This is a genomic window from Nonomuraea sp. NPDC049709, from assembly GCF_040674815.1.
Lineage (GTDB): Bacteria > Actinomycetota > Actinomycetes > Streptosporangiales > Streptosporangiaceae > Nonomuraea.
The window spans coordinates 1-26,269 of the sequence record NZ_JBFANM010000007.1 but is presented as its reverse complement, the minus strand read 5'-3'; the positions used below and the strand labels follow the sequence as shown (position 1 = coordinate 26,269).

At 70.4% G+C, this 26,269-nt stretch carries 24 protein-coding genes; 12 read left to right on the top strand and 12 right to left on the bottom strand.

The features are described 5' to 3' along the window. Positions 1-13 precede the first annotated feature (13 nt). The 4 genes from AB0J69_RS08555 to AB0J69_RS08540 all read right to left on the bottom strand — a co-directional run bounded on the left by AB0J69_RS08555 (position 14) and on the right by AB0J69_RS08540 (position 5,285). Positions 14-1,303, bottom strand: a complete 1,290-nt coding sequence (locus AB0J69_RS08555; protein WP_364114351.1) for a homoserine dehydrogenase — start codon at positions 1,301-1,303, stop codon at positions 14-16. After that, entirely contained in the window at positions 1,300-2,682 is a 1,383-nt protein-coding gene (gene lysA / locus AB0J69_RS08550; RefSeq protein WP_364114349.1) for a diaminopimelate decarboxylase, read from the bottom strand. The genes AB0J69_RS08555 and lysA overlap by 4 nt, the downstream gene beginning before the upstream one ends. A 124-nt stretch (positions 2,683-2,806) precedes the next feature. Beyond that, complete coding sequence (locus AB0J69_RS08545) at positions 2,807-3,430, bottom strand: anticodon-binding protein (protein WP_364114347.1); 624 nt, start codon at positions 3,428-3,430, stop codon at positions 2,807-2,809. Between the two features lie 10 nt (positions 3,431-3,440). Then, positions 3,441-5,285 (bottom strand): hypothetical protein, encoded by a 1,845-nt coding sequence (locus tag AB0J69_RS08540; protein WP_364114345.1) that lies wholly within the window; start codon positions 5,283-5,285, stop codon positions 3,441-3,443. Positions 5,286-5,356: 71 nt separating this feature from the next. Between AB0J69_RS08540 and AB0J69_RS08535 the strand changes: the two genes are divergently transcribed. Together AB0J69_RS08535 and treS are read left to right on the top strand one after the other, a co-directional pair. After that, the gene (locus tag AB0J69_RS08535; RefSeq protein WP_364114343.1) at positions 5,357-6,991 is read left to right on the top strand and encodes an asparagine synthetase B family protein; all 1,635 of its coding nucleotides are present in this window, start codon (positions 5,357-5,359) and stop codon (positions 6,989-6,991) included. A 263-nt stretch (positions 6,992-7,254) separates the two neighbouring features. Beyond that, positions 7,255-8,970, top strand: coding sequence for a maltose alpha-D-glucosyltransferase (gene treS / locus AB0J69_RS08530; RefSeq protein ID WP_364114341.1), 1,716 nt, complete (start codon positions 7,255-7,257; stop codon positions 8,968-8,970). On the opposite strand, the gene AB0J69_RS08525 is transcribed toward treS, so the two are convergent. Genes AB0J69_RS08525 through AB0J69_RS08515 form a run of 3 tightly spaced genes read right to left on the bottom strand, consistent with a single transcriptional unit; the run spans position 8,957 to position 12,452 of the window. Continuing rightward, complete coding sequence (locus tag AB0J69_RS08525) at positions 8,957-11,224, bottom strand: FtsX-like permease family protein (RefSeq protein WP_364114339.1); 2,268 nt, start codon at positions 11,222-11,224, stop codon at positions 8,957-8,959. The genes treS and AB0J69_RS08525 overlap by 14 nt on opposite strands. Next, positions 11,221-11,949 (bottom strand): ABC transporter ATP-binding protein, encoded by a 729-nt coding sequence (locus AB0J69_RS08520; RefSeq protein WP_364114337.1) that lies wholly within the window; start codon positions 11,947-11,949, stop codon positions 11,221-11,223. The genes AB0J69_RS08525 and AB0J69_RS08520 overlap by 4 nt, the downstream gene beginning before the upstream one ends. Continuing rightward, a complete protein-coding gene (locus tag AB0J69_RS08515; RefSeq protein WP_364114335.1) occupies positions 11,946-12,452 on the bottom strand; it encodes a PadR family transcriptional regulator in 507 nt (168 codons plus the stop codon). Before AB0J69_RS08515 ends, AB0J69_RS08520 begins: the two co-directional genes overlap by 4 nt. 131 nt (positions 12,453-12,583) lie before the next feature. Here AB0J69_RS08515 and AB0J69_RS08510 point away from each other — a divergent pair, with 131 nt between their 5' ends. From AB0J69_RS08510 to AB0J69_RS08470, 9 genes are all read left to right on the top strand, one after another. Then, positions 12,584-13,831, top strand: coding sequence for an ABC transporter substrate-binding protein (locus tag AB0J69_RS08510; protein WP_364114333.1), 1,248 nt, complete (start codon positions 12,584-12,586; stop codon positions 13,829-13,831). A 7-nt stretch (positions 13,832-13,838) separates the two neighbouring features. Next, positions 13,839-15,161 (top strand): ABC transporter substrate-binding protein, encoded by a 1,323-nt coding sequence (locus AB0J69_RS08505; RefSeq protein WP_364114331.1) that lies wholly within the window; start codon positions 13,839-13,841, stop codon positions 15,159-15,161. A gap of 12 nt (positions 15,162-15,173) precedes the next feature. Beyond that, positions 15,174-16,550 (top strand): ABC transporter permease subunit, encoded by a 1,377-nt coding sequence (locus AB0J69_RS08500; protein WP_364114329.1) that lies wholly within the window; start codon positions 15,174-15,176, stop codon positions 16,548-16,550. Beyond that, positions 16,547-17,446, top strand: a complete 900-nt coding sequence (locus AB0J69_RS08495; protein WP_364114327.1) for a carbohydrate ABC transporter permease — start codon at positions 16,547-16,549, stop codon at positions 17,444-17,446. Before AB0J69_RS08500 ends, AB0J69_RS08495 begins: the two co-directional genes overlap by 4 nt. Before the next feature lie 84 nt (positions 17,447-17,530). Further along, positions 17,531-18,934, top strand: a complete 1,404-nt coding sequence (locus AB0J69_RS08490; RefSeq protein WP_364114325.1) for a M1 family metallopeptidase — start codon at positions 17,531-17,533, stop codon at positions 18,932-18,934. A 69-nt stretch (positions 18,935-19,003) separates the two neighbouring features. Next, entirely contained in the window at positions 19,004-19,681 is a 678-nt protein-coding gene (locus AB0J69_RS08485) for a uracil-DNA glycosylase (protein WP_364114323.1), read from the top strand. A gap of 10 nt (positions 19,682-19,691) precedes the next feature. Next, positions 19,692-20,012 (top strand): hypothetical protein, encoded by a 321-nt coding sequence (locus AB0J69_RS08480; protein ID WP_364114321.1) that lies wholly within the window; start codon positions 19,692-19,694, stop codon positions 20,010-20,012. A 134-nt stretch (positions 20,013-20,146) separates the two neighbouring features. Then, positions 20,147-20,437 carry an MTH1187 family thiamine-binding protein gene (locus AB0J69_RS08475; protein WP_364114319.1) on the top strand — a complete coding sequence of 97 codons (291 nt, stop codon included), beginning with the start codon at positions 20,147-20,149 and terminating at the stop codon, positions 20,435-20,437. A 122-nt stretch (positions 20,438-20,559) separates the two neighbouring features. Continuing rightward, the gene (locus AB0J69_RS08470; protein WP_364114317.1) at positions 20,560-22,155 is read left to right on the top strand and encodes an FAD-dependent monooxygenase; all 1,596 of its coding nucleotides are present in this window, start codon (positions 20,560-20,562) and stop codon (positions 22,153-22,155) included. A 151-nt stretch (positions 22,156-22,306) separates the two neighbouring features. On the opposite strand, the gene AB0J69_RS08465 is transcribed toward AB0J69_RS08470, so the two are convergent. The 5 genes from AB0J69_RS08465 to AB0J69_RS08445 all read right to left on the bottom strand — a co-directional run bounded on the left by AB0J69_RS08465 (position 22,307) and on the right by AB0J69_RS08445 (position 25,739). Beyond that, positions 22,307-22,981 carry a hypothetical protein gene (locus AB0J69_RS08465; RefSeq protein WP_364114315.1) on the bottom strand — a complete coding sequence of 225 codons (675 nt, stop codon included), beginning with the start codon at positions 22,979-22,981 and terminating at the stop codon, positions 22,307-22,309. 82 nt (positions 22,982-23,063) lie between these two features. Further along, entirely contained in the window at positions 23,064-23,885 is an 822-nt protein-coding gene (locus tag AB0J69_RS08460; protein ID WP_364114313.1) for an ABC transporter permease, read from the bottom strand. Further along, positions 23,882-24,013: a hypothetical protein gene (locus AB0J69_RS08455; RefSeq protein ID WP_364114311.1), complete on the bottom strand. Its 132-nt coding sequence runs from the start codon at positions 24,011-24,013 to the stop codon at positions 23,882-23,884. Before AB0J69_RS08455 ends, AB0J69_RS08460 begins: the two co-directional genes overlap by 4 nt. After that, positions 24,010-24,942 carry an ABC transporter ATP-binding protein gene (locus AB0J69_RS08450; RefSeq protein WP_364114309.1) on the bottom strand — a complete coding sequence of 311 codons (933 nt, stop codon included), beginning with the start codon at positions 24,940-24,942 and terminating at the stop codon, positions 24,010-24,012. Before AB0J69_RS08450 ends, AB0J69_RS08455 begins: the two co-directional genes overlap by 4 nt. Beyond that, complete coding sequence (locus tag AB0J69_RS08445; protein WP_364114307.1) at positions 24,942-25,739, bottom strand: ABC transporter permease; 798 nt, start codon at positions 25,737-25,739, stop codon at positions 24,942-24,944. The genes AB0J69_RS08450 and AB0J69_RS08445 overlap by 1 nt, the downstream gene beginning before the upstream one ends. Positions 25,740-25,801: 62 nt before the next feature. Here AB0J69_RS08445 and AB0J69_RS08440 point away from each other — a divergent pair. After that, positions 25,802-26,269 (top strand): helix-turn-helix domain-containing protein (locus tag AB0J69_RS08440; RefSeq protein WP_364114305.1); only part of this gene is annotated, 468 nt, incomplete at its 3' end.

Genomic DNA, 26,269 nt, shown 5'->3' with positions numbered 1-26,269 from the left:
CGAAGTCAATCGGCTATTCGTCGCCCTCCACGCGCATCACGCTCGCCACCGCGCGGACGATGTCCAGCTCGCGCAGGCCCTCCATGGTCGCCGACAGCGCGGCGTCCGTGGCGCGGTGGGAGACGATGACGAGCTGGGCGTCGTCGCCGTGGCCCTCCTGGCGGACGGTCTGGATCGACACGTCGTGCTTGGCGAACAGGTCGGCCACCCGGGCCAGCACGCCCGGCTTGTCGGTCACGTCCAGGGCCACGTGGCAGCGCGTGACGGTCTCGCCCATGGGGTGCACCGCCAGGTCCGCGTAGGTCGACTCCTCGGGACCGCGCGTCCCGGCCAGGCGGTTGCGGCCGACGGCCACCAGGTCGCCGAGCACGGCCGAGGCCGTTGGGGCGCCGCCGGCGCCCTTGCCGTAGAACATCAGCTGGCCCGCCGACTCCGCCTCCACGAAGACCGCGTTGTACGCCTCGCGCACCCCCGCCAACGGATGGGAGCGCGGGATCATCGCCGGGTGCACCCGCACCCCGAACGAGCGGCCGTCGTCGGAGCGGGCGCAGATGGCCAGCAGCTTGATGACGTAGCCCATGGCCTTGGCCGAGGCCACGTCGGTGGCGGTGATCTCGGTGATGCCCTCCCGGTGCACCTCCTCGGCGCGCACGCGGCTGTGGAAGGCGAGCCCGGCGAGAATGGCGGCCTTGGCGGCGGCGTCGAAGCCCTCGATGTCGGCCGTCGGGTCGGCCTCCGCGTAGCCGAGCGTCTGGGCCTCCTCCAGGGCGTCGGTGAAGGACGCGCCCGTGGAGTCCATCTTGTCGAGGATGTAGTTGGTGGTGCCGTTGACGATGCCGAGCACCCGCTTGACGCGGTCGCCGGCCAGCGACTCGCGCAGGGGACGCAGGAGCGGGATGGCCCCGGCCACGCTGGCCTCGAAGTAGAGGTCGCCCTTGCCGTTCCTGGCCGCCTCGTGCAGGGTGGCGCCGTCCTCGGCCAGCAGCGCCTTGTTGGCGGTGACCACCGACTTGCCCCTGGACAGGGCGGCGACGATGAGCGTGCGGGCGGGCTCGATGCCGCCGATGACCTCGATCACGATGTCGATGTCGTCGCGGGTGACCAGGGACTCGGCGTCGGTGGTCAGGAGCGCGGGGTCGACCTCGACGTCGCGCTTGCGGCCCAGCCGTCGCACGGCCACCCCGGCCAGCTCCAGGGGAGCGCCGACGCGGGCGGCCAGGTCGTCGGCCTGCTCGTGCATGAGCCTGATGACCTGCGAGCCGACGACGCCGCAGCCCAGCAGGGCCACTTTCAGCGGTTTCACAGCTGCCCCCTCAACAAGTCGTCCTCGGTCTCACCCTGCACGATCACGCGCGAGACGCCGCCGGAGACGGCGACCACGGCGGGCCTGGGCAGGTAGTTGTAGTTGTTGGCCAGCGAGCGGCAGTAGGCGCCGGTCGCGGCCACGGCGATGAGATCGCCGGGGGCCAGGTCGGCGGGCAGGTGGAAGTCCCGCACGATGATGTCGCCGCTCTCGCAGTGCTTGCCGACCAGGCGGCTGAGCATGGGCGCCGCGTCGCTGGCGCGGCTGGCCAGCACGGCGGTGTATTCGGCGCCGTAGAGCGCCGTGCGCACGTTGTCGCTCATGCCGCCGTCGACGCTCACGTAGGTGCGCAGGCCCTCGACGTCCTTGATCGTGCCGACCTCGTAGAGGGTGATGCCGCCGGTGCCGACGATCGTGCGGCCCGGCTCGACGGTCAGGCGGGGCACGGGCAGGCCCTCGTCCTGGCACACCTTGGTGACGATCTCGCGCAGGCCGTCGGCCAGCTCCTTGATGTCGGGCGCCTCGTCGCCCTCGACGTAGGCGATGCCGTAGCCGCCCCCGAGGTCCAGCTCGGGCAGCACCACGCCGTGCTCCTGCTTGATCTGGACGAGCAGCGTGGCCAGCCGCCGCGCGGCCACCTCGAACCCGGCCGTGTCGACGATCTGGGAGCCGATGTGCGAGTGCAGGCCGACGAGCTCGAGCTGCGGCAGGGCCAGGATCCGGCGCACGGCCTCCGCCGCCGCCCCCGCGCTCAGCGACAGCCCGAACTTCTGGTCGTCGTGAGCCGTGGCGATGAACTCGTGCGTGTGCGCCTCGACCCCTGTGGTCACCCTGATCATGACCTTGGGCCGCTTGCCGTGCTCCTCGGCGAGGTAGCCCAGCCTGGCGATCTCGTCGTACGAGTCGACCACGATGTGCCCGACGCCGGCCTCCAGCGCCCTGCGGAGCTCGGCCGCCGACTTGTTGTTGCCGTGCATGGTGATGCGCTCGGGCGGGAACCCGACGCTCAGCGCGACCGCCAGCTCGCCGCTGCTGGCCACGTCGAGCCCGAGGCCCTCGTCCTGCAGCCAGCGCACGATCTCCTTGCACAGGAACGCCTTGCCGGCGTAGTGGACCTCGGAGCCGGCGAACGCCGTGGCGTAGTCGCGCATGCGCGAGCGCACGTCGTCCTCGTCGACGACGTAGAGCGGCGTGCCGTGGTCGCGGGCCAGGTCGCGCACGTCCACGCCGCCGACCGTGAGCGAGCCATCGGTCCGGGTCGACGTTCGGGGCCAGATCGCGGGGTTGATCCGGTTGAGGTCGGCGGGCGCCAGCGGCGGGCGCTCGTGGGGCAGCATCTCGGCGTGCCGGTCCCCGGCGGGATGGGCGAATCGACTCACCCGATCGAGGCTATCGGAAGCGCCAGTACGCCATGACCGCGTGCCCACGTATCGAGACGCGATCAAGCCCGCGAAGGGATATTTTTACGCTTTTTCGCCGTTTGGCCGAATATTTTGTGATCTATCACAAGCGATCGGGCCCTGGCAGCACGTCGCCCACCACCTGCGCCAGCCGCACGCGCGCGGTGTGCACGGGCCCCGGCTCCTCGTCCCCGACCGGCACGGCGGAGGCCCGCTCATGGGCGTCGTGGTACGCCAGCGCCAGCCGCAGGAGGTAACTCTCCCAGCCGGGCTCCCTGCTGCCCAGCCGCCCCGGCAGCTCGGCCAGCACCCTGAGCACCCGCCGGTGGCACGGATCGTCCAGCAACCCGGGCCGGAACCCGGCCTCCGGCACCCCCAGCTGCCGCGCCCACCGCCGCACGGCGCGGGCCCGCGCGTGCCCGTAGCGCACCACGAACCCGGGGTTGTCCCAGGTGCGCGGGAAGTCCGGCCACCCGGGCTCGAAGGGGACGCGTACGGGCTCTTCCTCCAGGAGGTCCCCGGGCTCGGTCACCACGATCCGCAGGAACCCCTTGCCCCGCACCTCAACGGAGGCCACCCCGTCGAGCGCCCGCAGCCGTTCGGCGAGCGGCTCGGCGGGGACGCGCCGCCGCAGGGGGACCGCCGACACGTACCGGGCCTCCCGCTCCCACGTCCCGTCGGGCGCGGGCGGCTCCCCCAGCACCTCGGCCAGCTCCCCAGGCGTCACGGAGACGACCCTAGATGAGCGCGTGCGGCTCCGCGGAACCGTATTCGACCAGGTGGGCCGCGCCCAGGAGCCAGCGGTCCTCGTCGCGCACCCGTACGTAGCCGAACCGGTCCGCCGAGAAGACCTTGATGCCGTCCGTGCGGCACTGCCGCATGAGCACCTCGTCCCAGCCCTCGGTGAGGTCGGCGAAGCCGAGCTCCCGCAGGGCGTTACGCCTGGCCAGCAGGGTCGCCCCGGCGATCTCCGGGAGGTAGGCGTACTCGGCGTCCGGCTGCTTGAGCAGCGTGGCCTGCGGCTTGCGCAGGTGGGCGTAGAAGGCGGCCTTGCCGACGATGTCGGCGGTGCTGAACAGGAACGCCCGGCGCAGGTCCGACAGGTAGTGGGGGCCGTAGACGTCGCGCGGGTCCATGACCGCCACGAGGTCGGCCTCGCACAGGTCGATGCCCGCGTTGAGCATCGCGCCCTCGGTCATCCCGGCCGGCGGGCGGCGGTAGACGACCTCCACGTCCGGCAGCACGTCGCGGGCGCGCAGCTCCGCCTCCGGCGGCCCGATGACGATGAGCTGGTCGACGCCCGACTGCCTGGCGACCTGCGCGAGCGCGTGCTCCATCAGGTAGGGGTCGAGGATCGGCAGCATGACGGAGGTGTTGAGGGTGGCGCGCGCGCTGGGCAGGCCGATCGCGTCGAGCAGCTCGTCGATGCGCTCGCTCATCGTCCCGATCGAGTACGCCCGCCGCAGCGCCACGTGCGCCCGCCGCGAGTCCGCCTCGGTGCCGATGGGCGTGCCGCAGGCGGCGATCTCGGTCAGCCGCCACTGGGGCGTGCCCGGCGGGCAGTCGGCGGCGGCGGGCCAGCGGTAGGAGGTCAGCACGTCGGGGTAGGACAGGTGGCCGGGCAGGAGCTGGTCGAGCGTGAGGACCCGGTCGATGCGCCCCCCGGCCAGCGGCAGCGGGTTGTGCACCCGGGGCTGCACCCCGAACTGCAGCCGCGGCCAGGCCACGGTCATGTCCGTGGTGAAGCGGTGCTCGAACAGCTCGGCCGCCGCGGCGTACGCGGCCACGTCGCCCTGCGTGTGCCAGAAGACCGTGCGGATGCCGCGCTCGGCGCACCAGGCCAGCAGCGCCCTGAGGCCCTCGCCCGGCTCACCGGTGATCTCCTCGGCCCACGGGCCCTGCGTGACGGACTCGACGACCAGCAGGTGGGGCACCTCAAGAGGGAGCACCCTGAAGAAGTCGCGGGGCGTGAAGCCGGTCGTCTGCCGCCACTCGTAGCGCAGCAGCGCCTCGACGTGCGGGTCGGCGATCACCGCGGCCGTCAGGTGCGGGCGCGTGTTGGGGCCGGTCGGCACCCGGAACGGCTTGAGCTTGAACGAGGCGCCCCCGAGCGTCCTGGTGGTACTGGTGGCCTGGAACGCCGCCCCGGGGCGCTCCTCCTTGGCCTTGGCGGCGGCCACGGGCCTGCGCTTGGGCGCGGTGGGTCGCTTGACCGGCTTGGCGGCGCCCCTGAGGCCCCTGGCCAGCCGCACCGGGTTGCTCTTGCCGCTCTTGATGGCGTCGCCGAGGCGGTTCCAGCGGGCGACCTTGATGGAGGACAGCTTCCAGTTGGCCACCTCGGCCTGGAAGCGCTGCTCGGCCAGCTCCTTGCGCAGCCTGTCGGCGGCGGCCTGCTCGGCCTCGAGCCGCTCCTCGGCCTCGCTGAGCTGCTCGGCCAGGGTCCTGGCCTCCTCCGCGCTCTGCTCGGCCGCGGCCAGCTTGGCCTGCGCGGCGTCCAGCAGCCTGGCCAGCTCCGCGGCACGCCCGGCCTGGGAGATAGCCTCCCGCAACGCCCGACGCGTGCTCTCAAGCTCTGTAGACAAGTGGACCTCCGCTCTCTCAGCCCGGCAAAGGATACTCTTTTGCGGGAAGCGTCTCGAAGGGATGAGATCCGGTGCAGTTCAACGTAAGGCCCTACATCTGTGGCGCTCTCGGCCGGATCGACACCGCCATGCTCGGCAAGCTGACGGCCGCCGGGCCAAAGGTCCGGCCGGCGCTGCAGACGGCCGAGGCGGCGCTGTTCAGCTCCACGCCGCTGCCGCCCTACCAGCGGGCCGACGGGTCGTTCGCGTTCGCCTGGGGCGAGCGCAGGCCCAAGGCCGCCGACGAGTGGATCTCGATCGCGGAGACGTACGAGACGCCGGGGCTGATCGGCGACGGTCGGCGGGTGACGCTGCACACGGGCGCGCTGGGCCTGGTGGACGTCTACTACGTGCACCACGGCGACGCGGTCTACTTCTCGTCCCTGATCCAGCCCCTGCTGAGCCTCGTGCCCATCGAGATCGACTGGTCGGCGTGGGCCTCGATCCTGCAGGTGACGTTCCCGCTGGGCGAGGCGACCCCGTACACCGGGGTCAAGCGGCTGCCGGGATCGAGCGCGCTGGTGTTCGAGCACGACCGGGTGGCCACCGAGCGCAGGCTGCCGCGCTGGCTGCGTACCGAGCCCTACGAGGCGTGGATCAGCCCCGGGGAGATCGTCGAGCTGCTGCACCGCGTCTACGAGGACTACGACGGGCGCAAGCTGCTGGTGCCGGTCAGCGGCGGCTACGACTCGCGGCTGCTGGCGAGCGTCGCCAAGGCGCGCGGGGCGGACGTGGAGTCGTGGACGACCAGCCCCGACGACGGCACCGACACCGACATCGCGTTCGCCAGGTCGATCACCAGAGAGCTGGGCATCCCGCACCGGGTGATCACCCAGGACGCCGCCGACTACCCGGCCGACGCGGTGGAGGTGGCGCGCCGGCTCGAATACCTGACACCGCACCACGCCTGGTACGCCCCCTTCGCAAAGGAGGTGCACGGCGCGGGCCGGATCCTGGTGGACGGGCTGGCCGGCGGGCCGCTGCTGAAGAACTTCATGGTCAGCGGGGCCGCGCTGGAGGCCAGGACGCAGGCCGAGCGCTCCGCGGCCGTGCTGGCCTCGCTGTCGCTCGGGCAGCCCGCGCAGCCGTTCCTGTCCAAGGCCGCGGCGCAGTGGATGGAGGAGACCGTACGCGAGCAGTTCGCGGCCGCCACCTCCATGCTCCACGGACACCGGGCCGAGCTGTCGCTGTCGGTGCTGCACACCAGGACCGTGCGGGGCATCGCGCGCTCGGCGGTCAACCTGGTGGGGCCGGAGGCGTCGTTCGCGGCGCCGTTCATCCATCCGGAGTTCTTCGACGCCGCGCTTTCCGTCGGTGTGGCGCGCAAGGACAAGGGCCGCTTCTACCGCGAGGTGCTGCACGCGGCCAATCCCCGCGTCGCCGCGCTGCCGTCCACGAATGTCATCAAGCAGCCCCTTCAGCGCGTGCCGCTGCGGTCAACTGCGGGGCCTGCCCGAAATTATTCGCACCGCATGCTGGAGACCTTGGTGAACCGCGTGCCGGGGTTGTTGTCGGACGAGTTGCATGAGGTGGTCGCCGGCGGGCCGGACGCGCTGACCAGGTTCAACGGGTGGAACGACCGCTTCTGGGTGCGCGGTCTGGTGCTGTTCGGGCTCTGGCTGAGCGACTTCGAGAACGACCTCTCGGACCTGGCCACACCTTTTTAGTGAACTCTGGGTAACAGGGCGATTACATACGGATCTCGCGGGTATTAACCGTCGCACAGCAGAAGCGGGTTCCGGAAAGCCAACGGGCTGGTAGTGTTCGGCCCGTAAGCGCCGCACAAACGGGCACCAGATCACAAATCCGGTCTCGTTCGAGGGCATGGAGTTCGCAGGGATGACGACTCCACGCGGCGCGGTCACCAGATAACAACGCCGGGGCAACCGGTGACTTCGTCCTGCCCACATCTCTTCCTGTGAGCGACATCATGATCAACGCATCCCCAACGCCGGAGCCGATCTCCGAGGCCTTCGTCTCGGAAGACCCGGCCTGGTACAAGCGGGCGGTGTTCTACGAGGTTCTCGTCCGGGGGTTCAAGGACTCCAACGGCGACGGCACCGGCGACCTGCGCGGTCTCATCGAGAAGCTCGGGTACCTCGAGTGGCTCGGCGTGGACTGCCTGTGGCTGCTGCCCTTGTACGAGTCGCCGCTGCGCGACGGCGGATACGATATTTCGGACTACATGAAGATCCTCCCGGATTTTGGGGATTTGGGAGACTTCGTCCAGCTGATCGAGGCGGCGCACGAGCGTGGCCTGCGGATCATCACCGATCTCGTGATGAACCACACCAGTGACCGGCACCCCTGGTTCCAGGCGTCCCGGCACGACCCCGAGGGGCCGTTCGGCGACTTCTACGTGTGGTCCGACCACCCCGGTGGCTATCCCGACGCGCCGATCATCTTCATCGGCGCCGAGGAGTCCAACTGGACCTACGACCCGGTGCGCAAGCAGTACTACTGGCACCGTTTCTTCCATCACCAGCCGGACCTGAACTATGACAACCCGGCGGTGCAGGAGGCCATGCTGGAGGTGCTGCGGTTCTGGCTGGACCTGGGCATCGACGGCTTCCGGCTGGACGCGGTCCCCTACCTGTTCGAGCGCGAGGGCACCGCGTGCGCCGGGCTGCCGGAGACGCACGCGTACCTGAAGAAGATCCGCGCGGAGGTGGACCGCCTCTACCCGGACCGGGTGCTGCTGGCCGAGGCCAACGGCTGGCCGGAGGACGTGGTCGAATACTTCGGCGACCCCACCACGGGCGGCGACGAGTGCCACATGGCCTTCCACTTCCCGCTGATGCCGCGCATCTACATGGCGGTCAAGAAGGAGACCCGCGAGCCGATCTCCGAGATCATGTCGCTCACGCCCAAGCTGCCGGAGACCGCGCAGTGGGGCATCTTCCTGCGTAACCACGACGAGCTCACGCTCGAGACGGTGACCGAGGAAGAGCGCGACTACATGCACAAGGAATATGCCAAGGACCCGCGCATGCGGGCGTACCTGGGCATCCGCCGGCGCCTGGCCCCGCTGCTGGACAACGACCGGGACCGGATCGAGCTGTTCACGGCGCTGCTGCTGTCGCTGCCGGGCTCGCCGGTGATCTACTACGGCGACGAGATCGGCATGGGCGACAACATCTGGCTGGAGGACCGCGACTCGGTCCGCACGCCGATGCAGTGGAGCCCCGACCGCAACGCCGGGTTCTCCTCGGCGGACCCGGGCCGCCTCTACCTGCCGGCGGTCATGGACCCGATCTACGGCTACCAGGCGGTCAACGTGGAGGCCCAGCAGCGCCACGAGGGGTCGCTGCTCCACTTCACCCGCAAGATGCTGGAGATCCGGCGCAGGCACCCGGTGTTCGGCATCGGGGCGTACACGGAAATGTGGTCGTCGAACCCCAGCGTGCTCACGTACGTGCGCGAGGACCGCGACGACGTGATGCTGTGCGTGAACAACCTGTCGAAGTTCCCGCAGCCGGTGGAGCTGGACCTGCGCCGCTTCGAGGGCATGACCCCGGTCGAGGCGCGGGGCGGGGTGCCCTTCCCGTCGATCGGGGAGCTGCCCTACCTGCTCACGCTGCCGGGGCACGGCTTCTACTGGTTCGCGCTGAAGAAGCCGGAGCCGGAGAGCCTCAGCGAGAGGTGACGGGCACCTGGGCACGGGCCGCGCGGCGCGCCGGGATGAGCGCGACGGCGAGGGCCGTGCCCACGGCCACCAGCACGGCCACCGTGAGCGTCATCGGCGACGGCGCGCGGCCGATGCCCGTGCCGACGCCGCTGGTGTGACCCTGCAGGTCGATCAGCCAGGTGACGACGGACACGCCCACCGCGGCGCCCACCCCCACACCCAGCACCACCAGCAGCCCCGTGCCGGTCACGAGCGTGGCCATGACCTGGCGCGGGGTCAGCCCCATGGCCTTGAGCACGGCCAGGTCGAAGGCGTGGTCGCGCAGGCCGAGCGCGCTGGCGGTGAGCAGGTTGGCCAGGCCGATCAGGGTCAGTACGACGATCAGCGCCACGATCACCACCCTGATGACCGCCAGCCGGTCGGCCGGGTTGACCGCGGCCTGCACGTCCAGGCCCTCGCGCGACTCGGCCAGCAGCCGGCCGCTCACCTCGGCCCGGTCGGCGCCCGGCTTGAGCGCCAGCGCGTAGAACTCCGGCGGCACCGAGTCCTTGGCCGCCAGGCTGTCGAGCCCCACCGAGAGCACCTCGCCGTCCTGCTCGGGCTCGACGGTCCTGCCGACGATCCGGACGATCAGCGGGGTGCCGCCCACGGTGAGCCGCACCCGGTCGCCGATCTTGAGCCCGAGCAGGTCGAGCAGCCCCTGGCCGGCGACCGCCTCGCCCTGGCGGGTGTACATGCGGCCCTCGACCACGGGGAACGGGTACGGCTGCGTCGAGCTGCCGAGCGCCCGCACCCTGACCGAGCGGGCCTCGCCCGGTGCCAGCGCGTTCACGTCGGTGCCCGGGTAGACGGAGGCCACGTCCCTGTCCCGCCGGACGGCCCGCTCCGCCTCCACGGCGTCCAGCTTGCCCGGCCGGACGTAGAGGGCGGCGTGCTGGCCCACCTGCTCGGGGTGGGCCAGGAAGTTGTCCAGCGTGGCCCACACGCCGAGCCCGATGGTGATCATCATCATCGGCACGGCCAGGCCGAACGCCGTCAGGAACGCCGGCACCCGGCGGGTGAAGGCGTCTCTGGTGCCCAGGACGAGGGCGGGCGGGAGGCGTACGAGGAGGGCCAGCCGGGCCAGCCTGGACAGGTGTCCGCGCGGTGGCGCGGAGGGCACGTCGGGGATCGGCGGCGTGCGGCCGCCCCGCCAGGCGGGGATCCCGACGGCGGCCAGCACCACCAGGGCCGTGCCCGCGACGATGGCCAGCACCGGGATCGGCGCCACCGAGGTCGCGCCGAGCATCGCCGCCATCACGCTCCACCCGGCCAGGGCGCCGATCGCGACGCCCAGCAGCCCGAGCGCGCCGTGCTCGACCAGCAGCAGCAGCGCGACCTGGCCCCTGGTGAAGCCCATGGACTTGAGCGTGGCCAGGTCGCGGAGCTGGCCGAGCACCCGGCCGCCGGCCGCGTTGGCCAGCGCGAGTGCGGCGGCCACGAGCCCGACCACGCCGAACAGCGCCAGCAGCGTGCCCAGCAGCCGGTTGTCCAGCTCCATGGCGGCCCTGACCTCGCGCCAGGTGTAGACACGCTGGAGCCGGTCCTCCAGCATCACGACCACGCGCTGGGAGACGACCTGCGAGGCCTCCGGGTCGGCCAGGCGCAGCCCGGTCACCCACTCGCTGCGGCCTAGCATGGGCTCGACGCGGTCGAGCATGGCGGGCAGCACGTAGGCCAGGCCCGGTGTCCATTCGGGGTAGAAGCCCTGGTCGGCGGTGTCGGCGATGCCGCGTACGTAGAGGGTGTGGCGCTCGCCGCTGAGCGCGATGATCGTGAACGGCGCGCCGATCCTGAGCCCCAGGGCGGCTGCGAAGGAGCGCTCGACGACCACCCCGTCGGGCTGGGCGGGGTCGAGCCACCGGCCCTCGGCCACCACGGGATGCGCCACCTGCGGCGGCGCGGCCGGCATCGCGCGCAGCGCGGCCGGGTCCTTCCGGCCGTTCTGGGCCACGGTCACGGGCGCCGACCGGTAGGGGCCCGCGGTCTGCGTCACGCCGTCGATGTCGCCCAGGGCCACCTGGGGGCTGTGGTTGGTGTGCAGCCAGACGTGGGCGCCGTCGGTCTGGGCGGACAGGCTCCGCCACGGGTTGGTGCCGTCTTCCAGCAGGGTCGCCGCGGTGATGAGCGCGGCCACGATCCCGGCCACGGCCAGCACGGTCAGCACCGCCTGGCCCTTCCTGGCCCGCAGATCGGCCTTGATCCACCGGCTCCCGGCCAGCGAAGCGCTCATCGGAGGTCGATCACCTCGCCGGCCGTACGGGTGCGGCGGCGCGCGATGCGCCCGTCGTCCACGATCTGCCCGTCGAACAGCGACACCAGCCGGTCGGCCAGGCTCGCCACGCGGGCGTCGTGGGTGACCATGACGATCGTCTGACCCTCCTTGTGGACCTTGCCGAGCAGGCTCAGCACATCGCGCGTGTTGCGGCTGTCGAGGTTGCCCGTGGGCTCGTCGGCCAGCAGCAGGCTGGGCTGGTTGGCCAGCGCCCTGGCCAGCGCGACCCGCTGCTGCTCGCCGCCGGAGAGCTGGGCGGGGGCGGCGTCGGCCCGGTCGGTCAGGTTGAGCGCCGCCAGCAGGCTCTCCCGCCGCTCGCGGGCCACCTTGGGCGAGGCCCCGCCCAAGAGCGCAGGTAGCTCGACGTTGTCGCCGACGGTCATGTTGGCGACCAGGTTGAAGAACTGGAAGACGAACCCGATCTTCTTGCGCCGCAGCAGCGCCCACGCGCTCTCGGAGAGCGTGTCCACCCGCTTGTCGTCGAGCCAGATCTCGCCGCTGGTCCGGGCGTCGAGACCGCCCAGCATGTGGACGAGCGTGGACTTCCCCGAGCCGGACGGCCCCATGATCGCGACGAACTCGCCCGGCTCGACCTGCAGGTCCACGCCGCGCACGGCAGGCACGGGGACCGCACCATCCTGGTAGATTTTGACCAGATTGACCGTTTTCACAACCGCGCTCATGCCAGATCCTCCTGGCATCGCTCGAGCCAGTCAAGATCCGCCTGCAGGTGCAGCATGGCTCCCTCGATGAGCAGCATCGCGACCCGGTCGGTCGGCGGCGTGCGGGCGAGGAGGTCGTTGAGATCGCCCATGAGCGACAGGTAGTGGCGGCGCTGCCGGCTGATCAGCGCCATCCGGTCGGCGATGCCGGTCAGCGGCGCGAGCACCAGCTTCATGAAGAACTCGTCGCGCACCCTGGGACCCTCGGTCGGCTCGTCGACCCAGGTCATGAGCACGTCGCGGCCCTTGGCGGTCAGGTAGTAGACCTTCTTGTTGGGCCGGTTGGACTGCTCCACGTCCACGGCCCTGACCAGGCCGTCCTTCTCCAGCCTGCCGAGCGTGACGTAGATCTGCCCGATGTTGGGCGAGGGATAGGCGCTGCCGAAGGTCTGCTCCAGCGCCTGCTTGAGCTCGTAGCCGTGGGCCGGCTCCTTCGCCAGGAGCGCCAGCAGGTGAAGCCGCACCGCCCCACCTCCCCGCTCATGTTACGTAGGCGTTACGCAGTTTTCCGTTGACCTTCACATTACAGGTGTGCATAACATGAATGCATCTACCTAACACGTATGTAAACCGAGCTGAACACGGAGGAAACAGGGTGCTTCGCCTGTTGCCGGTCCTTCTGGCCGTAACCCTGGCGGCCGGATGCGCGGCGGCGGGCGACGAGGGCGGCGGCGAGACGGGAACGGGCGGAACCGGGCCCATCACGTTCGCCACCGGACGCGACACCACGGCGTACCTGCAACCCCTGCTGGATCGCTGGAACCAGGCCCACCCGGCCGAGAAGGTGACGCTGCTGGAGCTGCCCGAGGCCGCGGACGAGCAACGCGCTCAGATCGCGGCCAACCTGCAGGCCCGGAGCAACCGCTACGACGTGCTCGGGCTCGACGTGGTGTGGACCGCCGAATTCGCGGAGAACGGCTGGATCATCCCCCTGGAGCGCGGGTTGTTCCCGCTCGACAGGTTCCTGCCGCCGGTCGTGGAGACGGCGATCTACAAGGGCAAGCTCTGGGCCGTCCCGTACACGAGCAACGCGGGGCTGCTCTACTACCGGACCGACCTGGTCAGGAAGCCGCCACAGACGTGGGCCGAGCTTCGCGACCAGTCACGCGAAATACGGAAAAAGCACAACATAGGAGGCTATGCCGGGCAGTTCTTGGCCTACGAGGGGCTCACGGTCAACTTCTCCGAGGCCGTGCAGTCGGCCGGGGGGCAGATCGTCAGCCACGACGGCACCGAGGTGGCCCTCGACCCCGCCAAGGCCGAGATCGCGCTCGACTTCCTGCTCCAGGGGCTGCGCGAGGGCTGGATCCCCAAGGAGTCGCTGAGCTACAAGGAGGAAGAGTCTCGCCTGGCCTTCCAGGAGGGCGAGCTGGCCTTCGCCCGCAACTGGCCGCACGCGTACGGACCGGCCAAGGCCGAGCTGGGCGACAAGCTGGGCGTGACCCGGCTGCCCGGCCTCGACGGGCCCGGCTCCAGCACGCTGGGCGGCGCGAACCTGGCGATCAGCGCCTACTCCAAGCACCAGCACACCGCCCAGGAGTTCATCCGCTATTTCACGAGCCTGGAGAACGAGCGCCGGGTCCTCACCGAGGGCTCGTTCCCGCCCGTGTGGACCGAGCTCTACGACGACCCCGACCTCATCAAGCGCTTCCCCTACCTGCCCGTGCTCAAGGAGAGCATCCTCGCCGCCAAGGCACGGCCGGTGAGCGCCAACTACAACCAGCTGAGCCTGGTGATCGCCAGTTCGGTCGCCAAGGCGCTCGGCAGTCCCACCCCCGAGGCCGCCGCCGATGTCGCGGCCTCCATGAAATCCGAACTCGAAGAAATCATCAGAACCCAGTGAGGCAGCCATGCGAAAAGGCAGTGCAGCAGCGATCCTGGCCGGGCTCGCGGTAGCCGTCGCCGCCTGCGGTAACGCGCCGACGACGACCGAGCCCACCGCGTCGCAGTCGGCGCCGGCGTCCGGTGCCGCGAAGACGCTCCAGGGCGTGAAGCTCGAGGTAGCCGCCAAGTGGACCGGCGCCGAGCAGAAGAACTTCGAGCAGGTGCTCAAGGCTTTCTCCGACAAGACGGGTGCCGAGGTCACGTACGCCTCCACCGGTGAGGACACCGGTGCCTACCTCGGCCCGCGCATCCAGGGCAAGAACCCGCCGGACGTCGCGATCCTGCCGCAGCCGGGCCTGGTGCAGCAGTACGTCGACCAGGACGCGCTCAAGCCGCTGACCCCCGACGTGATCAAGGAGATCGACGCCAACTACACGCCGTACTGGAAGGAGCTCGGCTCCGTCGAGGGCCAGGTGTACGGCGTGCTGGTCAAGGCCGCGCACAAGTCGCTGGTCTGGTACCGGTCACAGGCGTTCGAGGACGCGGGCGTGCAGCCCCCGACGAACTGGGACGAGCTGGTCAAGGCCGCGCAGACGATCGCCGACTCCGGCACGCCGCCGTTCTCGTTCTGCGGCGCCTCCGGCTGGACGCTGACCGACCTCTTCGAGAACGTCTACCTGTCCACCGCGGGGCCGGAGAACTACGACAAGCTCTCCAAGCACGAGATCCCGTGGACCGACCCCACCGTGGCCACGGCGCTGGAGAAGATCCAGCAGATCGCGGCCAAGCCGGAGTTCCTGGTCGACGGCACCTCGGGCACCATGCAGACCGACTTCCCCAGCTGCGTGAGCAAGGTCTACGGCACGGACAAGGCCGCCATGGTCATCGAGGCCGACTTCGTGGCCGTCGAGGCCGACCAGTCGGGCGCCAAGCTCGGCGAAGAGGCGAAGTACTTCCCGTTCCCCAAGGCCGGTGACACCGCTCCGGTCGTGCTCGGCGGCGACGTGGCCGTGGCCATGAAGGACTCCCCCGGCGCCATGGCGCTGGTGCAGTTCCTGGCCTCCAAGGAGGGCGGCGAGATCTGGGCCAAGCTCCCCGGCTACCTGTCGCCCAACAAGAACGTCTCCCCTGACAACTACCCGGACGAGCTGACCAAGCAGCTCGGCCAGACGATCGTCTCGGCCGGCGACGCTGTCCGCTACGACATGTCCGACCTGGCGCCGAGCGCGTTCGGCGGCACCGACGGCAAGGGCGAGTGGAAGGTACTGCAGGACTTCCTGCGCGACCCGAGTGACGTCAAGGGCACCCAGACCGCTCTCGAAGCCGAGGCCAAGAAGGCCTGGAAGTAAAGAGGTAAGGCCGTGACCGAACGGTTGGACGGCCGGCAGGATCCGCCCGCGGAGACCGCGGGCGGGCCCTCGACCGGACCGGCTGATACCCCCCGTACGAGAAGACGCCTCGGCCCCTCGCCGGCGGTCGCCATCGCCTTCCTCCTCCCGGCGGCGCTGCTGCTGGGCATCTGGGTGGTCTATCCGATCGTCTACTCCATCTTCCGGAGCCTGTTCGACTCTGCGGGCGACGGATTCGTGGGGCTGGGCAACTACATCTCGATCTTCACCGATCAGGGCATGCTCACCACGATCCGCAACAACCTCATCTGGGTGGTCGTCGCGCCGATCGTGGTCACCACGCTGGGCCTGATTTTCGCGGTGCTCACCGAGCGCATCAAATGGGCGACGGCGTTCAAGCTGATCGTGTTCATGCCGATGGCCGTCTCGCTGATGGCGGCCGGCGTGATCTTCCGCCTCGTCTACGAGGAGAACCCGGACCGGGGCCTGGCCAACGCCGTCCTCACCACCGTCCACGACACGTTCTCCTCCTCTCAGGGCTACCCGGAGGCCCGGCCGCGCGAGGGCGATCAGTCGCCGGTCGCCGCCCAGGACGGCGCGGTCGTCACCAAGCAACCCGCCCAGGCGGGCCAGCCGGTGCTGATCCCGATCGTGGGCGTCAAGCCGGAGGTCATGCCGCCCAACGCCCAGACGGCGCGGCCCCCGGCGACGGGGGCCGGTCTGTCCGGGACCGTGTGGTTCGACTTCACACCGGGAGGCGGCGGGCAGAGCGGCGCGGTGGACGGCACCGAGAAGGGCCTGCCCGGCATGACCGTCGAGGCGGTCCAGAACGGCCAGGTCGCCGAGACGACCACGACGGCCGACGACGGCTCGTTCCGCTTCGACGGCCTGCCCGCGGGCTCCTACGTCGTACGGCTCCCGCAGGCCAACTTCGAGGCCTCGTACGGCGGGCTGACCTGGCTCGGCCCGACGCTCATCACCCCCGCGATCATCGGCGCGTTCGTCTGGGTGTGGGCCGGGTTCGCCATGGTGCTGATCGCAGCCGGTCTCGCGGCGATCCCGCGGGACGCGCTGGAGGCGGCCCGCATCGACGGCGCCACGGAGTGGCAGGTGTTCCGCAGGATCACGGTGCCGCTGCTGTCGCCGGTGCTGCTCGTCGTCTTCGTGACGATGATCATCAATACGCTGAAGGTGTTCGACCTGGTCTTCATCATCGCGCCGGCCTCGGTCCAGCCGCAGGCGAACGTGGTCGCGCTGGAAATGTGGCGCGTGTCGTTCGGCGGCGGGAACAACCAGGGCCTGGGCAGCGCGCTGGCCATCTTCCTGCTCATACTGGTCCTCCCCTTCATGATCATGAACATCCGCAGGTTCAGGAGGGAAGACACATGACCACGGCAACGGCTACGGCGCCGACCGGGCTGGAGTCCGGAACGCCGCGCAGGGGCCTGGCGAGCAGGATCGTCGATCGCATCGGCAGCGGCGCGGTCCAGGTGATCATGGTGCTGCTCGGCCTGTTCTGGCTGGTGCCCACGCTGGGCCTGCTGGTCGTCTCCATGCGCACCACGCAGGTCAACAACGCCGAGGGCTGGTGGACGGTCTTCACCAAACCGGCCGAGCTGACCATCCAGAACTACGCCAACCTGCTGGGCAGCGGCTTCTCCGCGTCCTTCTGGAACACCGTGCTGATCACGGTGCCGACCACGCTCCTGGTGATCGGCATCGCGGCGATGGCGGGCTACGCGTTCGCCTGGATGGACTTCCCCGGCCGGGACCTGTCCTTCCTGGTCGTCGTCGGGCTGCTGATCGTGCCGATCCAGATCGCGCTGATCCCCGTCGCCTCCCTCTACGGAGGGGCCGGGATCTTCGGCTCGATCCCCGGGGTGGTGCTGTTCCACGTGGCGTTCGGCCTGCCGTTCGCGATCTTCCTGCTGCGGAACTTCTTCGTCGGCATCCCGTCCTCGCTGCTGGAGGCGGCGCGCATGGACGGGGCGTCGGAGTGGAAAATCTTCGTGTCGGTGGTCTTCCCGCTGGGCAAGCCCGCCATCGCCTCGCTGGGCATCTTCCAGTTCCTGTGGGTGTGGAACGACATGCTCATCGCGCTGGTCTTCGCCGACACCGGCAACCAGCCGATGACCAAGTATCTGCAGTCTCAGATGCGGCAGTTCGGGTCGAACGTCGACATCCTGTCGTCCGGCGCGTTCATGTCGCTGATCATCCCGCTGATCCTGTTCTTCGCGTTCCAGCGGTACTTCGTGCAGGGCATGATGTCCGGCTCCGTGAAGTAGGTGAGCTGACGGGCGCCCGCCTTCCCGAGGGGGGCATGCGGGCGCCCGCCGTAACGCCTGGTCACGTGTATTCGATGATTCTTCATGAAGCGTCTCCTCGCCCTCACCGCAGCAGCCTTCATCTCGTTACCCCTCACTCCTGCCCCAGCCATCGCCACTGGCACCGACCCCGCCATCCAGTCGCACGGCACGCCGGGCGCCCCGGGCGCCGGTGACCCGTACTTCCCCGACCAGGGCAACGGCGGCTACGACGCCGGCCACTACGACCTCTCGCTCGACTACGAGCCCTCCTCCGGGCGCCTGTCCGGCGTCGCGCGGATCTCCGCCCGGGCCACGCAGGAGCTGAGCCGCTTCAACCTCGACCTCGTCAGCACGCTGTCCGTGCGGTCGGTGACGGTGGACGGCCGGACCGCCTCCTACACGCAGGGCGGCTCCGAGCTGGTGGTCACCCCCGCCAGGGCGCTCGGCGCGGGACGCGGCTTCTCGGTCGTGATCAGGTACGACGGCCGCCCCGTCCACGTCGTCGACCCCGACGGCTCCGTGGACGGGTGGATCAAGACCAGCGACGGCGTGTACAACGCCAACGAGCCCCAGGGCGCGATGACCTGGTTCCCCGGCAACCACCACATGACGGACAAGGCCACCCACCGGTTCACGGTGACCGTGCCGAGCACCCGGGTCGCGGTGGCCAACGGCGACCTGGTGGCCAAGGTGCCGAAGGGCGGGCGGACGACGTACGTGTGGGACTCCCGTGAACCGATGGCCAGCTACCTGGCCACGGTGTCGATCGGGAAGTTCGAGCTCGCCGACTCCCGGATCGGCGGCTACCGGGTGACCACCGCCGTGGATCCCAAGCTGGCCGGCGACGCCGCGGGCTTCCCCGATCGGCATCCTCCGGTGCTCGACTACTTCAGCTCGATCTTCGGCCCGTACCCGTTCTCCTCGACCGGCGGCATCGTGGACCACGCGCCGGAGGTCGGCTACGCGCTGGAGACGCAGACCCGGCCCATCTACCCGCGGGTGCCCAGCGAGTCGCTGCTCGCGCACGAGCTGGCCCACCAGTGGTTCGGCGACTCGGTGACGCCGACGTTGTGGCGCGACATCTGGCTCAACGAGGGCTTCGCCACGTACGCCGAGTGGCTGTGGGCCGACAAGCTCGGCACCCGTACCGTGCAGGCAGCCTTCGACCAGGCGTACGCGACGGCGGCCGAGGACGAGTTCTGGCAGACCCCGACCGCCGACCCGGGCGGCCCGGAGAACCTCTTCCACGACCCCGTCTACGACCGCGGCGCGATGACCCTGCACGTGCTGCGGCGCGAGGTGGGCGACGACGCGTTCTTCGCGATCCTGCGGGCGTGGGCGGGCGAGCACAAGTACGGCAACGCCGACACCGCCGCCTTCATCGCCCTGTCGGAGCGCGTGTCGGGCAGGCAGCTCGACGCCCTCTTCGACGCCTGGCTCTTCAAGCCCGGCAAGCCGTCGTTGTGATCATTCTGGTACGGCTTGGACCGACGTTTCGGCCGCAAGCCGTACCAGACCTGGCTAAGCTCAACGGCCATGGCCGGTCTTCCACTGAACGAAGTCGTCGAAGCCGGATGGGCCCGTGCACTGGAGCCCGTCTCCGAGCAGATCTCCCAGATGGGCGACTTCCTGCGCAAGGAAATCGCCGAAGGCAGGCAATACCTGCCGGCCGGCGCGCACGTCCTGCGTGCGTTCAACCAGCCCTTCGACGAGGTCAAGGTGCTCATCGTGGGCCAGGACCCCTACCCCACCCCGGGGCACCCCGTCGGGCTGTCGTTCTCCGTCGCCCCCGACGTGCGCCCGCTGCCGGGCAGCCTGGTCAACATCTACAAGGAGATGGAGAGCGACCTCGGCCTGCCCCGGCCCGCCAACGGCGACCTGACGCCGTGGGCCGAGCAGGGCGTCCTGCTGCTCAACAGGGTGCTCACCGTGATGCCCGGCAAGCCGGCCTCCCACCGTGGCAAGGGCTGGGAGCAGGTCACCGAGCAGGCCATTCACGCCCTCGTGGCGCGTGACAAGCCGATGGTGGCGATCCTGTGGGGCCGCGACGCCCGCAACCTGGCGCCCATGCTGGGCAGCGTGCCGCGCATCGAGTCCGCCCACCCCTCCCCGCTGTCGGCGCGCAGCGGCTTCTTCGGCTCACGGCCGTTCAGCCGCGCCAATGAACTGCTGATCCAGCAAGGCGCCGCACCTGTCGAGTGGAAGCTGCCCTAGCATCGTCGCCATGAGTGATGAACCGAAGTTCCTGCGTCTCACGGTCGAGCTGACCGTCGAGGTGCTCGACATGGACGCGCTGCAGGCGGCGGCGCTGGCTGAGATCAGGCACCCCGACGCCGATCTCACCGAAGAGGAGCGCACGGAGCAGGCCGAGCTGGTCGCCTCCGACGACAGCGGCGCCTCCGCGCTGCAGTGGCTGATCGAGCCCGACCACGTGCTGCAGCTCGTCGACCACATCACCGAGATCGAGCCTCGCGAGGCCGTGCTCGGTGTGGAGCCCTCCGAGGGGCCGAGCGAGGAAGAGGACGACGAGCACGAGCACCACTGACATACGGCGACGGCCACGGCGTTCTCCTACGTCGTGGCTTTTCGCTGTCCTGACCCCGGTGCCGTACACCTCGCGCCGGTGAAGATCGCGCTGGTTAGGATCGGAACCCTCCGGCCAACGCGAGAGGACATCCGATGATCGTCGCATTTTCCATCACCCCGCTGGGCGTCGGCGAAGGGGTCGCCGAGCCCGTCGCCCGCGCCGTCAAGGTCGTCCGCGAGAGCGGGCTGCCGAACCGGACGGACGCCATGTTCACCACGGTCGAGGGCGAGTGGGACGAGGTGATGGACGTGGTCAAGCGGGCCGTGGACGCCGTGGCGGAGGTCGCTCCCCGGGTGAGCCTGGTGCTGAAGGCCGACCTGCGGCAGGGCGTCACCGACGGCATGACGTCCAAGCTCGAATCCCTGGAGCGCCACCTCCCCTGAACCCTCTGCCCCCGGGGGCTCTCTCGCCAAATTCGAGATATATCTTGACCGTCTCCGAGGACGCGACATATCGTGTCTATCGTCACTGACGCGATAGTACGCGTTCTCGGAGGTGGGGTCCAATGGAGCAAGAGCGAGTGCCGGTCCTGGTGGTCGGCGGCGGTTACGCGGGGCTGAGCGCCGCGACCCTGCTGGCCTGGCGCGAGGTGCCCGTCATGCTGGTCGAGCGGCACCCGAGCACCTCCGTCCAGCCCAAGGCGTTCGGGGTCGGCCCGCGGGCGGTCGAGCTGCTGCGGCCGGTGCCGGGGATCGAGGATCAGCTCGCGGGCATCTGGGCGGGCATCGGCGAGAACATGCGCATCGCGATCGCCAAGGACCTGGCCGACCCCGATCCACACATGATCATCAGTGACGAGAAGGAGGAGTTCGCCTTCCTGGCCGGCCTCACGCCCGCCGCGATGGTCGGCGCGCCCCAGGCCGAGATCGAGCGGGTGCTGCGGGTCAAGGCCGAGGAGCTGGGCGCCGACCTGCACTTCTCCACCGAGCTGGTCTCGCTGGAGCAGGACGAGGACGGCGTGACGGCGTGGATCCGCGGCAAGGACGGCGACCGGCTCGTGCGGGCCGACTACGTGGTGGCCGCCGACGGCTACCGCAGCCCGCTGCGGCAGTCCCTCGGCGTGCCCACCTCGGGCGTGGGCGAGGTGGGCCAGATGTGCTCGATCATGTTCGACGCCGACCTGTCCGGGCTGGTCCGGGAGCGCGAGGTCACGCTCTGGTACCTGCAGAACGAGTCCTTCACCGGCGTGATCGTGACCGGCACCGGGGTCGGGGCGCACGTGCTCGGCGTCAACCTCGCGGCGGGCCAGAGCGCGGCCGACTTCACCGGTGAGCGCTGCGTCGAGCTCGTACGCCGGGGGACGGGCCGGCCCGACCTGGACGTGCGGGTGCTCGACAAGGCGACGTTCGGGATCGCGCACGTGCTCGCGGGGTCGTACCGGGCGGGGCGGGTGTTCTTCGCGGGGGACGCGGCCCACACCATGCCGCCCACCGGCGGGCAGGGCGGGAGCACGGCGCTCCAGGACGGGTGCGACCTGGCCTGGCGGCTGTGGCTGGTGCTCACGGGGCAGGCCGGGCCGGACTTCCTGGACACGTACGACGCCGAGCGCCGGCCGATCGGGGCGCTGACGGCCGACGCGCAGCTCGCCAACCTCGGGGCGCGCATGCCGCCCGCGGCCCGGGTCGGCTATCCGGAGCCGCTCGAGGACCAGGTGGGGGCGCTGCTCGGGCACCGGTACCACTCCACGGCGATCCTCGACGAACCCGGCGACGACGGGTCGATCCTGGAGGATCCCCGCGTGCCGACCGGACGTCCCGGCAGCCGGGCCCCGCACGTGGTGCTCGACTGGGACGGGCAGCGCATCTCCACCATCGACCTGTTCGGCACCGGCTTCGTGCTGATGGCGGCCAAGCAGTCGGGTCAGGTGTGGATGGATGCTGGGCGACTGGTCAAGGAGCGGCTCGGGGTGGAGCTCACGCGGCTGCTGGTGGACGACGAGCTGCTGGACGTGGAGGGGCGGTTCCTGGAGCGGTACGGCGTCAGCGGGGGCGGCGCCGTACTGGTGCGGCCGGACGGGTACGTGGCCTGGCGCTCACCCGAGCCGGACCCGGACCCGGTGGAGACGCTGGACCGCGTCATGCGCCGGATCCTCAGCCGCTGACCGGCAGGGGGCGGGGCGGCAATGCTGACCGGCAGGGGGCGGGGCGGCAATGCTGACCGGCTGGGGGCGGGGGCGGCATGCTGACCGGCAGGGGGCGGGGCGGCAGGCACTCGGCCACTGCCCCGCCCCGTCCCCTCCCGTCTGCGGTTTCTCAGCCGAGCAGCAGTTCCTCGCGCCGGGCGCACAACCTGTCCCGCATCCGGCCCAGCTCCCGGCGGCGCTCCTCCAGCCGCTCCACCACCTCGGCGACCTCGCCACCGCTGTCACCGCCGGCCACGCCGCCCGTGGCTCCCGGCGGCACGGTCATGCCGAGCGCGCGGACCTCCCGGGCGAACCCGACCGCGGCCTCCTCCCGGCCTCCGGCCGCCGCCTCTTCCCGGTCCCTGGCCGCGGCCCCTTCCCGGCCTCCGGCCGCCGCCTCCTGGCGCCCGGGGCCGTCCAGGATCGCGAGCCCGGCCGCCGTCGCGCGCTCCCTGGCCGGCAGCTCCACGTCGAGCTCGGCCAGCAGCCGCCCGATCTCCAGCAGCTCGGCGCCCCGCGGATCGGCCGAGCCGGTCAGCCGGCGCTCCTCGCGTACCAGAAGTTCCTCGTAGAGCTCCTTGGCCGGCCCCACCTCGGCCAGCTCCCGCTCCACCGCCGCGAGCACGATCGTGTACGCCCCCAGCCGGGCCTCCTCCAGGGCCACGTGCTCCTGATCCCACACCCCGGCCGCGTCGAGCTCCCGCCGGGCCTCCCACATCAGGCCGGTGATCGCCGTGCGGCGCTCGTTCAGCTCATCCCAGCGACGCGCCCGCCGGCGTGCCGTGCGCAGATCTTCGTCGATCATCTCAAACGGGATCACGTCCCTTTGACGGGATTACGACCTCATTTGGTTCAGGACGACCATGGACTTTTCCCATCAAACCAGGTCAGAACAGTCTCAGCTGTCCCGTGCGTTGCGCCTTCGCCTCACCGGCCCTGAGCGCCACGACGGCCGCCAGCAACAGCACCGCGGACAGCAGGGCCAGCGCCGCCAGCTCCCCGGCCAGCTCGCCGATCCCCTGCCCGCCAAGCAGCGCGCCCCGCACGATCGCCAGGCTCCCCGTGAGCGGCAGCACGGACCCGAAGGCCCGGACGATCCCCGGCAGCGCGAACGTCGGCAGCCGCACTCCGCTCGCGAACCACATCGGATCGTCGAGCAGGGTGTAGAGGAACGCCGAGTCCCTGGAGAAGATCAGCAGGCTGTTGAGGAACGCGCCCCAGGCGACGGCAGGCAGGAGCAGGGCCAGGAAGACGACCGCGTACATGGCGGGGTGGGCCACGTGCACCACGTCGAGCAGCGTGAGCATGGCCGCCGAGAAGCAGGCGAACAACCAGACGTTCTGCACCAGGGCCCCGAACCCGTTCGCGACCACCATCACCAGCCGGTTGGCCGGGGACAGGAACAGCAGCTCCAGCGTCCCCGTCTGCCGTTCCATGGAGAAGTGCCAGGCCGACTGCACCAGCGAGAAGAAGAACGTGAACCCGAGCGCGCCGGTGGCCAGGAAGGCCAGCAGGCGCTGCGGATCGGCGGCCAGGGGCCAGCGATCGGCGATGCCGGGGGTGGCGGCGAGCGGCTGGAGCATGTAGTAGGTCTCGGCGAGCTGCAACAGGGGCCAGATCAGCATCGACAGGATGACGAGCTTGCTGCCGAAGATCTGCCGGTGCTGCTTGAGCGCCTCGGCCCGGAGGACCTTCACCGCGTGCCTCACCTGGTCACCTGCCACGGGACGATCAGGCAGGGGCACAGGGTGTGCAGGTCCATGGCGCACGCCGGGCACATCGGGCCGGCGCCCGTGTGGCGGCGCTCCGACCAGCGGCCGAATATCCGCCACCTCATGCGACCACCGCCAGGGCCGGGCGGTCGCTCAGGGCCAGGATGGCGTCCTCCAGCGACGGCTCGGCGATCTCCAGGCCGCCCAGCGTGCCGCCCGCCTCGATGATCGTCGTGGTCAGCGCTCCGGCCACGTCGCCGGGGTGGCTGAGCTCGATCACCCCGCCGGGGCGCACCCGTACGGCCGGGTCGAACGCCAGCGCGGCGGCCTCGACCTCCGGCGTCAGTCCGGTCACCGTCACGCGTACGGTGCGGTGGCAGCCGGTGAGGGCCATGAGCTCGGCGGGGGTGCCCGCGGCGAGGTGGCGGCCGTCGCCGATCACGTACACGTGCTTGCAGAGCTGCTCCACCTCGGCCAGGTAGTGGCTGGTCAGCAGCACGCCCTTGCCGCGCTCGGCCAGCTCGGCCACCACCTTGCGCAGGTCGCGGGCGATCGGGGCGTCGAGGCCGAGGGTGGGCTCGTCGAGCAGCAGGTAGTCGGGGTCGTTCACCAGACCGCGGGCGATCGACAGGCGCTGGGTCATGCCCCGGGAGTACTGTTCGACCCTTGTGTCGGCCGCCTTGGTCAGGCCGACGAGTTCGAGCAGCTCTCCGATGCGGGGCTGCAACACCTTTCCGGGAATGTCGTACAGCTGCCCGAAGTACCAGAGGTTTTCGCGGCCGGTCATCCGGGCGTACACCATCCGCTCGCCACCCGCGATCAGGTTGATCCTCTTCCGCACGGCGTGCGGCCGTCTGACCGGATCGAGCCCGCCGATCCGCACGGTCCCCGACGTCTGCCTGAGCAGCGTGGTGAGGATCTTGATGGTGGTGGTCTTCCCGGCACCGTTCAGCCCGAGCAGTCCCGTGACGCGGCCGGTCGGGATGGCCAGGTTCAGCCCGTCGACGGCCACCTTCGTGCCGAACTGCTTGCGCAGGTTCACGGTTTCGATCATCAGTAACTCCGTTCCATGGCCCTGCGCTCCGCCCATGGCATCGCGAGGAATCCGGCGGTCGTGTAGAGGAGGCCGATCAGGACGGCGGTGGTGAACCGCCCGGCGTCGACGCCGGTGCCGACGGTGAACACCCCGCGTACGACGTCCATGGCCGCCGTCACCGGCACCACCTCGCCGAGCCACTGGAGCACCTCGGGGAGGTACTCCCTCGGGAACGTGAACCCGGACAGCAGGGCGATCGCGTAGAACACCGAGTTCTGCGTGATGTGCGCCTCCCCGGCGACGATCATCACGTTGCTCAGCACCACGGACATCCCGAACACGGCCAGCCCCAGCCCCGCCACGGCCAGCACGCCGTCACCCCACCCGGTGGGCTCCAGCCGCACCCCGAACAGCGCCGCGCAGCCGAGCAGCGCCACCACCTCCAGCGCCACGGCGCTGAAGGAGAACAGCGAGAAGCCCAGCAGGTACGGCATGCGCCGCGCCGGGGCCACGATCAGCGCGCCCATCGTGCCCTCGCGCTGCTCCTGGATCATGGCCTTGCCGGTCCACAGGATGCAGTGCTTGACGAACATGAGCGCCGCCGCGCCTACGGCGACGTAGCCCAGGTAGTCGGCCGTGCCGGACTTCCCGCGGAACTCCGCCGACACCTCACCCCGGCCCAGGATCTGCAGCCCGAGGTAGGCCAGGCTCACCGTGAACACGCCGAGCAGGAGGTTGCCGATGAAGTACGTCCAGGGGTAGGCCCGCCTCGTCACCAGCCACGACCGTCGTAATGTCGCCCATGTCACCACCATAAGTCTCCTTTGGGAACTGACTGAGTTTCTATCAGAGACTCACAATGCGGTAAAGTCCGCCCATGGTCAGGGAGCTACGCGAACAGGACGCCCAGTGCTCGATCGCCCAGGCGGCCTCGGTCATCGGCGACTGGTGGAGCCTGCTCATCGTGCGGGAGGTGACGCGCGGCCACCGCCGCTTCGACGACCTGCTGCGGGAGCTGGGCATCTCCAGGAAGGTCCTGACGGAACGCCTGAAGCACCTGGTGGAGCACGGGATCCTGGCGCGGGAGCCGTACCAGGTGGGGCCGGTGCGCCACGAATACGTCCTGACGGACACGGGCTGGGCCCTGGCGCCGACGTTGATCAGCATGCAGGACTGGGCGGACCGCTGGCTGCTGGGGGACGGCACGTTGACGGGCATCCCGAGCTCGGGGGGCACGGAGACGGCCCGCGTACACGCCCTCCTCCACACCCGGATCCCCACCCCCCTCCCCCTCCCCACCACCCCACCCCACCCACAGGAGGCAGGCGCTCCTGCCCACCCACAG

What these genes read in the sequence shown, in the direction of transcription:
- AB0J69_RS08505 (WP_364114331.1), top strand. Translation starts at nt 13,839, where the DNA reads ATGCGAAAAGGCAGTGCAGCAGCGATCCTGGCCGGGCTCGCGGTAGCC.
- AB0J69_RS08445 (WP_364114307.1), bottom strand. Translation starts at nt 25,739, where the DNA reads ATGGTGGTGACATGGGCGACATTACGACGGTCGTGGCTGGTGACGAGG.
- AB0J69_RS08520 (WP_364114337.1), bottom strand. Translation starts at nt 11,949, where the DNA reads ATGAGCGCGGTTGTGAAAACGGTCAATCTGGTCAAAATCTACCAGGAT.
- AB0J69_RS08480 (WP_364114321.1), top strand. Translation starts at nt 19,692, where the DNA reads ATGAGTGATGAACCGAAGTTCCTGCGTCTCACGGTCGAGCTGACCGTC.
- treS (WP_364114341.1), top strand. Translation starts at nt 7,255, where the DNA reads ATGATCAACGCATCCCCAACGCCGGAGCCGATCTCCGAGGCCTTCGTC.
- AB0J69_RS08455 (WP_364114311.1), bottom strand. Translation starts at nt 24,013, where the DNA reads ATGAGGTGGCGGATATTCGGCCGCTGGTCGGAGCGCCGCCACACGGGC.
- AB0J69_RS08485 (WP_364114323.1), top strand. Translation starts at nt 19,004, where the DNA reads ATGGCCGGTCTTCCACTGAACGAAGTCGTCGAAGCCGGATGGGCCCGT.
- AB0J69_RS08490 (WP_364114325.1), top strand. Translation starts at nt 17,531, where the DNA reads ATGAAGCGTCTCCTCGCCCTCACCGCAGCAGCCTTCATCTCGTTACCC.
- AB0J69_RS08475 (WP_364114319.1), top strand. Translation starts at nt 20,147, where the DNA reads ATGATCGTCGCATTTTCCATCACCCCGCTGGGCGTCGGCGAAGGGGTC.
- AB0J69_RS08465 (WP_364114315.1), bottom strand. Translation starts at nt 22,981, where the DNA reads ATGATCGACGAAGATCTGCGCACGGCACGCCGGCGGGCGCGTCGCTGG.
- AB0J69_RS08495 (WP_364114327.1), top strand. Translation starts at nt 16,547, where the DNA reads ATGACCACGGCAACGGCTACGGCGCCGACCGGGCTGGAGTCCGGAACG.
- AB0J69_RS08470 (WP_364114317.1), top strand. Translation starts at nt 20,560, where the DNA reads ATGGAGCAAGAGCGAGTGCCGGTCCTGGTGGTCGGCGGCGGTTACGCG.
- AB0J69_RS08450 (WP_364114309.1), bottom strand. Translation starts at nt 24,942, where the DNA reads ATGATCGAAACCGTGAACCTGCGCAAGCAGTTCGGCACGAAGGTGGCC.
- AB0J69_RS08525 (WP_364114339.1), bottom strand. Translation starts at nt 11,224, where the DNA reads ATGAGCGCTTCGCTGGCCGGGAGCCGGTGGATCAAGGCCGATCTGCGG.